This is a genomic window from Streptomyces sp. NPDC057486 (assembly GCF_042802415.1).
GTDB lineage: Bacteria > Actinomycetota > Actinomycetes > Streptomycetales > Streptomycetaceae > Streptomyces > Streptomyces yanii.
Genome location: NZ_JBHVEE010000244.1, coordinates 1 through 6881 on the forward strand (window position 1 = coordinate 1; position 6881 = coordinate 6881).

The window sequence follows — 6881 nt, forward strand, 5'->3', positions numbered from 1 at the left end:
TCCTCCTTGACGCCCGGCACGGTGGTGAACTCGTGCAGGACACCGTCGATCCGGATGCTGGTGACAGCAGCGCCGGGGATCGAGGAGAGGAGCGTACGGCGGAGAGAGTTACCGAGGGTGTAGCCGAAGCCCGGCTCCAGCGGCTCGATCACGAACCGGGAGCGGAACTCGTCGACGACCTCTTCGGTCAACGCGGGACGCTGAGCGATCAGCATGGGGTGGTGCCTCCAGATTTCGGCGCCCGCTATTTGACGCCGTAGACACCGCAGGGTAACGGCAATACGACCTCACAAGAGGCCGCACCGCCCGACGCCGCCAGGTGCGGCTCAGCCGGCGGGAGAGTTGCCCGAAGCGCGCGGCTCCTTTGCCGTCAGGCCGCGGACCGGCGCGGTGGTGAGACGAAGAGGCCGAGTGCCTGCTGCCACGGGTGCACATCTCCGTGCCGCCAGCGCCTCAGCCGTCTTGCGGGCCGAGCATGCGTCCGCGTGTTCTACGGCGTGCGGAAGGACTGTGAACCGGGCGCCGTCGCCGGCTGGCGCGAACCACGCGAGAGCAGCCTTCACCAACGGCATCTCGATACGGCGCTACTGATCCGAGCACGTATTCCAGCCGGGCCCCTGATCCCGCGTCTGGGTGATGAGCCGCGGGGCCAGGGGCGAGCGCAGTCCTGTCACAGCACTGCCAGGCCCCGACAACACCCGCATCGCGTACGTGCAGACCGGCGGCGGGATCAGCGAGACCTGGCACGCCCCGGACTGCCCGGCGCTCGCGATCATGCAGATCAACTTTGAGGAGGGAAGCAAGCGGGGCCGAGAGCAGGACGCCTGGGCCCGGGGCGTCTTCCCCGCCGCGTACGAGCGGCGCAGGAAGGCCACCGCCGCGATGCCCGCCGCACCGGTGACGCGACAGAGATCACCTGAGCTGTCCTCGCTGGTTTCACCCAGGGGTTGGGCGGTGCTCCTGGTGCCAGTGGGTGCAACCGTCCCGCTTGCAGCTTCTAGGCTCTCGGCATGACGATGACACCGGCTGAACTCCAGGCGCAGGAATCCACGCTGGAGCTCCTCAACAACGAGGCGGCCTCGCGTCTGACGCGCCAGTCGGACTCACTGGCGAAGATCGACACCAAGGCCGTGTTCCTGATCGGGTTCGCGGCCACCGCCGCCCAGTTCCTGGCGACGCACAAGCACCACGACGTCCTCGCCTATATCGCCTTCGCCGCGTACGCCGTCACCCTGCTCACGGGAGTGCAGACGATCCGGGTGGCTGAGCACAAGGACCTGGAACCGCGCCCGATGATCGTGGCTCACGTCCGCTCGCCCAAGAGCCAGGTCATGATCGAGCTGGCCGCGTCTCGGGCATCGATCTTCGAGATGAACAAGCGGCGCCATGAGCTGAAGGCCCGGTACTGGGCGGTCAGCCTCTGGTCGCTGGTCGGGGGGCTTGGCCTGTCGACTGTCGCACTGCTGCTGCAAACTTGAGCCCATGAACAACGGACAGAACCAGGGGAGCGGTCAGCCCGTCCCCGCGTCGGCCTCTCCTGCCCCGGCCCCGGCGCCTCAGCAGGACATCGTCGACCTATACACCAACCCGGCGCTGATCGGGACCGACAAGAAAAGCGACACCAGCCCCACGCTCAACAAGGCGGTGCGACCGCAGAGTAATACCGAGACCCGCTGAGTCGGCGCTCTCACGGCCGTCGGGCCCGACTTGTGCCTGGCCTCCGGTCAGCGGCCGCTGGGATAGACGGTGTTCAGAGCCTACTGATGATGTGCTGCTGCCACCGGTGGAGCCAGTCGCCGTGTCCGGCCTCGCCGGTGGCGGGCACGGTCAGCAGGTCCTCGGGCAGGGTGATCTCCTCCGGCGCCCAGGTGCCGTCGTTGAAGGAGCAGGCCCACATGGCCTGGCGGGAGGAGTCGATGACTACGGCGGCGATGGCGCCGTCCTCGGTGAGCGCGCCGTCGTCCACGGCGGTGCGTCCGCCCTCGATCGCCTTGCCGCTGCTGCGGAACACCCTGACGGACATCCCCTGCGGGTGGCTCTTGCCGGTGAGGAGGTAGAGGGTCCACTGGGTGCCGACGGTGTCGGGCCACCGCTTGCGTGCGGCCTGTCGGGAGATGCCTGCGGCCAGGCCCAGGTCTGCGTAGGTGGCCCCGGCCCGGCCGGCGCGCGCGGCGGCGTCGGCGGCCAGGCGCTGTGCGGCGTGGGCGAAGGAGTACGAGCATCCGGCGGTGGGGCGGCTGAGCCTGCCGATCGAAACGCTGACGCTTCTGGGGCGGCCTGACTTGATGCTTTCGGTCCTGACGTCGGAGCCGGGCAGCGAGTCGGCGCAGCGGGTGCGGCCGGCGGCTCGTCTGATTCCATTTCGGGACCGGTCATCGGCCACGTTCCTGGTTGCCCCATGGGCAAGCGTGCTGGCGGCCTCGTGGGCAAGCCTTCGCCTGCCGTGGGCAAGCCTGCAAGTAACGGTTTCCTGAACTCTGTAGAGAGAGGGTGTGGTGGTGTCGCTTTCGGCCCCGGACTCGCCGCTCACGGCGGTAGCTTCTGACCATGGCTTGCCCCGGAAGCGGAACGGCCGGCCCGACCGGCCCGGCCTGAGATGTCTCTACCGCATCCCGAGATCACCTACATAGGGTGCGCTCAGTGCGGGACACCGATCGCGGGTCTCGATGGCCGGTACGAGTGCGCGGGTTGTGCTGGGTCAACGACTGGTCCGAAGGGGTACAGTCCGCTCCCCGAGACCGGGCGCCCGGCGTGAACTTTCCTCTCGCACCGGAGCTCTGCCGGTCTGGAGCCGAGGTGGGAAACGTCGTGGCCGACTGCCCGTGACACGGGGGACCAGACCGACGCCGCCACTCCAGCCTGAGGGAGCGAGCGTCGGCCTTTGCCGCGCGACGCAGCTGACCAGGGTGCGCCCACGCGGTAGTGACGCCCGGCAGCACACCGCTTATGGCCGGTCGGCGTATCGGTGCTCCTGGAGTACCAGGAGGTGTTCGGCCAGTTCCGCTGCCGTGGCGTAAATCTGGGAGACGAGTGCTGTGACCACGACCGCTGCCTGGTCGGCGGTGTAGATATCCGCGGGCTGGGGGAGGGTGCGCCGTTCCACTCGCCGTCTCTTCTCGTGTTCACGGTTTCAGCGTGGGGGTCAACGATCAGGCGGCCGGCTCGGCATCGGCCATCTGGTCAGGTACCTGCGTCCCGTGTGCAGACCCAGCGGATGTGCGGTTCTCCTGCACTCAGGCACGGATGAACTGTGCGGGTGGCGTGGGACGTTTGTTCTGTGGAAAGAATCGGCGGGCGGCGGCCCCTGGCACTCAGCCGATGTCGCGGGCCGGGGCCGGGGGTCGTCTGCGTGGCGGTGCGGGACATCCCTGCGGCAACCTTCGGGTGTACTCGGCGATTCCTCGGATACCCCGCATCCCCTCAAATTATATGTCCGGAATACGGCGTAGGCCCGGAAGCCAGGGGGGTTTCGTTGTGGTCGGGTTCCGGCTTGGGCCGGTGAACTGTTTCGCTGTGTTCGCCGGGGTGGGCGGCGCCGGGCTGTGGTCCCTCACCGCGTTCGGTGTGGCTGCCAGCGATGGCGTCTGGCCGGGTGGTTGCGGGCCCGGTGCCTTTGATCTCGGTCCAGTTCGCGGAGTGCGGTCCGGACGATAGTTGGGTGTAGGTGACCTCGGCGGGCCAGCGGGTTTGGGAGAGGACCAGGGTGACCGCGCCTTTCAGCAGGAGTGCTTCGCCGCCGGGTGCGGTCAGCCGGGCCGTCCACGGCCGGTCCGCGTCTGCCGGGCTGTGCTCCTGGGCGACGGCGACCTCGGCCCACACGCGGACCACAGTCCCGTCCGTACGCTCCACCGTGGCCAGCCCCTCGTAGGGCTCCATACTCCCCATTCTGCGCCGGCGCCGGTGGAAGTGATCGGTTGGCCTGCCCTGTGGACCGCCAGTAGTGCCCGCGCATCACTTACTGCTTCTCGGCCGCTGCCTTGCGTGTTCGCTGTGATGTCCCCGGTGGCGGGCGGGGAGTTGGAGGCGTAAGGGTGGAGTGGATGCGGTGGCCCGGTCAGGGGTGGTGCGCGGGGTGCGGGAATCGCCTCCCGGGCTGCCGCGGGCGCTGGTCGGGTTGGTGGGAACAGCGACCTCAAGGGAGGCGCTCGATGTCGTCAGGCATTGTCATTGCGATCATTGTTGCGGTCGTCCTCATCGTCCTTGCGGTCGGCTTGTGGATGGCAGTTCGTCGCCGGCATCTGCGGGATCGTTTCGGCGCCGAGTACGAGCGCACGGTGGAAGCCAAAGGTAGTCGCAGGTCAGCAGAGCGTGATCTGCGCGCCCGCGAGGAACGGCACGACGACCTCGATCTAAAGCCGCTCGCCTCGACTGCCCGTCAGCAGTACGCACGGGACTGGAACAGCGTGCAGGAGCACTTCGTGGACCGCCCGCAAGAGGCGGTCGGTGAGGCGGACCAGCTGGTGACCCGGCTCATGAAGGACCGCGGCTACCCGACCGAGGGATACGAGCAGCAGCTGAAGGACCTGTCGGTCGAACACGGACGCACGCTGGAGCATTACCGCGCCGCCCACGAAGTCAATGCACGAGCCGGCAGTCGGCAGACGACCACCGAGGAACTGCGGGGAGCGATGGTGCACTACCGCGCACTCTTCGACGACCTGCTCACCAACGGCGACAGGCCGGGGCAGCAACACGCCTGCCCCGGCGCCCGCGTATACCGGCGGGGCACGGATCGAGAGCCCGTCGAAACCCATTCGGACGAGGTGAACAAGCATGCAGCGCGAACACGGTGGAGCAGGCGACCACAGCAGCGCGACCGACGCGGGACTCAGAACCGAGGATCTCGCCCGGCCACGGGACGACCGGGACGCGGATCGTGGAACACTGCCGGCAGCGGCGGACGCTCCTCCGCCCGCTGTCGGCGCCGCTGAGGGCTCCCCGTCCACGGAGCAGGCCATGGCGGGCACTCCGGGCTCTTCTGCGCCAGAGCAGGGTCAGGAGAACGAGCCGCTTCTCAGTCCCGACGAGGCCGAGGCCTTCAAGTCCAAATGGCAGGCCGTGCAGACAGCCTTCGTCGACGATCCGCAGGACGCCGTCCGTACGGCCGACGCCTTGGTCGCCGAGGTCATGCAGACGCTGGCCCGGTCGTTCGCATCCCGCAAGGAAGGGCTCGAGGGCCAGTGGGGCCGGGGCGAGGAGGTCCTCACCGAGGACCTGCGCATAGCGCTTCAGCGCTACCGCTCGTTCTTCAACCGCCTGCTCAGCACATGACCATCGCGACTGCCCCGCCTCGCAGGCCGGCCCCATGGACCAGAGGGGAGAGTGCCTGCGGGTCCCGTCTGCGGGCCGCGGGAAGACCACAACTTTGTCGCCGCTGCAGGCACTCACGTGCCGGCCGCCGGAGTCTGACATGGCACTGATCACGGGACTGCTCACGCTCCCCGTTGCACCGGTCCGCGCTGTGATCTGGGTGGCGGAAGCTCAGCGTCGCTGCCGAGCACGAGGTCCACGACCCAGGAGTGCTCCGTGCCCAGCTGGCTGTACTGAACCGGGAGCTTGACGACGGAGATATCAGCACGGAGGAGTTCGAACCGGGAAGAGGAAAGGCTGCTCGACCGGCTGCATGCCGCGCAGTCGGCCCCGTACCGAGCGATCGAAGGTGACGCACTCATGGATGACACAGCCAAGGTGACCCTCGCGGCCGCAGTAGTGGGCGGCTATGTGCTGGGCCGGACGAAGAAGGGCCGGCTGGCGCTGACGATTGCGACGTATCTGGCAGGGAGACGATTCGGCCTTGAACCCCGACAGCTTGCCGCCGAAGGGATGCGCAGGCTCGGAGAGATTCCCCAGTTCGCCGAGCTGCAGGAGCAGCTGAAAGGGGAAGTCTTCGACGCAGGCCGTAAGGCAGTGGCTGCCGCCGCCGACCGGGGCATGAGTTCGCTGGCCGATGCCCTCAGCGACCGCACGGCCCGGCTCGGCGAGAGGCAGGAAGAGGAGGAGGAAGAGCCGGAAGAGGAGGAGGAAGAGGAGGAGGAAGAGCCGGAAGAGGAAGAGGAGGAAGAGGAGGAACCGGAAGAGGAAGAGGAAGAACCGGAGGCCGAGTACGAAGAGCACCAGGCTGAGGAAGAGGAGGAAGAGGAGGAACAGCCGGAAGAGGAAGAGCCGGAAGAGAGGCAGCCGAAGCGGCGGCGCAGTTCTCGCCAATCAGCCCAGCCCAGAGGAGGCGCGGCACGCAAGAAGGCCGCTCCCGCCCAGGGAGAGAAGTCTCGGACGGCCAAGAAGTCCGCGGCCCCGAAGACGGCCCCGGCGAAGAAGACGGCTGCGAAGAAAACCGCCCCGGCCAAGAAGTCCGCCGCCCGGAAGACGACGTCGTCGAAGAAGACGGCTGCGAAGAAGACCGCCCCGGCCAAGAAGTCCGCCGCCCGGAAGACGACGTCGTCGAAGCGAGCGGCGTCCAAGCGCGCCGATCGTCGGAGGTAGCCAGTCATGACCAGGACGGAAACAGACCAGCCCACGGCACAAATGTCGGGTGCGGACCGGCTTCGCGAAGAGGCGTCCAACTTCCTCAGTGCACAGATGGAGAGGCTCGCCGAGAAGGCGGGCGACAAACTGACCGATGTCACTGAGCAGCTCACTGATGTGGCCGAGAGTGGATCGCTTCCCGCGATCGGCTCCCGCATTCTTCAGGGCGAATCCCCGCTGAAGGCATTCGTCGCAGAGAAAGCCAAGGGCGTTAAGGACAAAGTCGTGGGGAAGGCCAAGGAGGCGTTCGGCGGCGGAAAGGGGAAACGCAAGTCGAGCGGCCGCAAGGTCATGAACATCATCGAGGCTCTCGATGTGGGAGTGCCCCTGCGTGTCGCGTACGACCACTGGACGCTGTA

At 67.7% G+C, this 6881-nt stretch carries 10 protein-coding genes and 3 pseudogenes; 9 read left to right on the forward strand and 4 right to left on the reverse strand.

Annotated features, from left to right (window positions below):
• Positions 1-215 (reverse strand): annotated as a pseudogene (locus ACFU6I_RS47225) (DNA-directed RNA polymerase subunit alpha); the annotation flags it as partial.
• Positions 216-636: 421 nt separating this feature from the next.
• Between ACFU6I_RS47225 and ACFU6I_RS47230 the strand changes: the two are divergent.
• The 3 genes from ACFU6I_RS47230 to ACFU6I_RS47240 are packed head-to-tail and all read left to right on the forward strand — an operon-like array spanning position 637 to position 1677.
• Positions 637-1014: a hypothetical protein gene (locus ACFU6I_RS47230; RefSeq protein ID WP_384380409.1), complete on the forward strand. Its 378-nt coding sequence runs from the start codon at positions 637-639 to the stop codon at positions 1012-1014.
• A complete protein-coding gene (locus ACFU6I_RS47235; RefSeq protein WP_384380411.1) occupies positions 1011-1478 on the forward strand; it encodes a hypothetical protein in 468 nt (155 codons plus the stop codon). Before ACFU6I_RS47230 ends, ACFU6I_RS47235 begins: the two co-directional genes overlap by 4 nt.
• Positions 1479-1482: 4 nt before the next feature.
• Entirely contained in the window at positions 1483-1677 is a 195-nt protein-coding gene (locus ACFU6I_RS47240; protein WP_384380413.1) for a hypothetical protein, read from the forward strand.
• Positions 1678-1750: 73 nt separating this feature from the next.
• Here ACFU6I_RS47240 and ACFU6I_RS47245 read toward each other — a convergent pair whose 3' ends face one another.
• Positions 1751-2023, reverse strand: coding sequence for a hypothetical protein (locus ACFU6I_RS47245; protein ID WP_384380416.1), 273 nt, complete (start codon positions 2021-2023; stop codon positions 1751-1753).
• Positions 2024-2144: 121 nt separating this feature from the next.
• Here ACFU6I_RS47245 and ACFU6I_RS47250 point away from each other — a divergent pair, with 121 nt between their 5' ends.
• Positions 2145-2474 carry a hypothetical protein gene (locus ACFU6I_RS47250; RefSeq protein ID WP_384380418.1) on the forward strand — a complete coding sequence of 110 codons (330 nt, stop codon included), beginning with the start codon at positions 2145-2147 and terminating at the stop codon, positions 2472-2474.
• 470 nt (positions 2475-2944) lie between these two features.
• On the opposite strand, the gene ACFU6I_RS47255 is transcribed toward ACFU6I_RS47250, so the two are convergent.
• Both ACFU6I_RS47255 and ACFU6I_RS47260 read right to left on the reverse strand, forming a co-directional pair.
• Entirely contained in the window at positions 2945-3103 is a 159-nt protein-coding gene (locus ACFU6I_RS47255) for a hypothetical protein (RefSeq protein ID WP_384380421.1), read from the reverse strand.
• 317 nt (positions 3104-3420) lie between these two features.
• Positions 3421-3876, reverse strand: coding sequence for a hypothetical protein (locus tag ACFU6I_RS47260; protein WP_384380424.1), 456 nt, complete (start codon positions 3874-3876; stop codon positions 3421-3423).
• Between the two features lie 272 nt (positions 3877-4148).
• Here ACFU6I_RS47260 and ACFU6I_RS47265 point away from each other — a divergent pair.
• From ACFU6I_RS47265 to ACFU6I_RS47285, 5 genes and pseudogenes are all read left to right on the forward strand, one after another.
• Positions 4149-4697: pseudogene (locus ACFU6I_RS47265) on the forward strand (hypothetical protein); the annotation flags it as partial.
• A 259-nt stretch (positions 4698-4956) separates the two neighbouring features.
• Positions 4957-5271 carry a hypothetical protein gene (locus tag ACFU6I_RS47270; protein ID WP_384380427.1) on the forward strand — a complete coding sequence of 105 codons (315 nt, stop codon included), beginning with the start codon at positions 4957-4959 and terminating at the stop codon, positions 5269-5271.
• 248 nt (positions 5272-5519) lie between these two features.
• Positions 5520-5663, forward strand: a complete 144-nt coding sequence (locus tag ACFU6I_RS47275) for a hypothetical protein (RefSeq protein WP_384380430.1) — start codon at positions 5520-5522, stop codon at positions 5661-5663.
• Positions 5664-5670: 7 nt separating this feature from the next.
• On the forward strand, positions 5671-6480 hold the full coding sequence (locus tag ACFU6I_RS47280; protein WP_384380432.1) for a histone protein: 810 nt from the start codon (positions 5671-5673) through the stop codon (positions 6478-6480).
• 6 nt (positions 6481-6486) lie between these two features.
• Positions 6487-6881 (forward strand): annotated as a pseudogene (locus ACFU6I_RS47285) (cyclase); the annotation flags it as partial.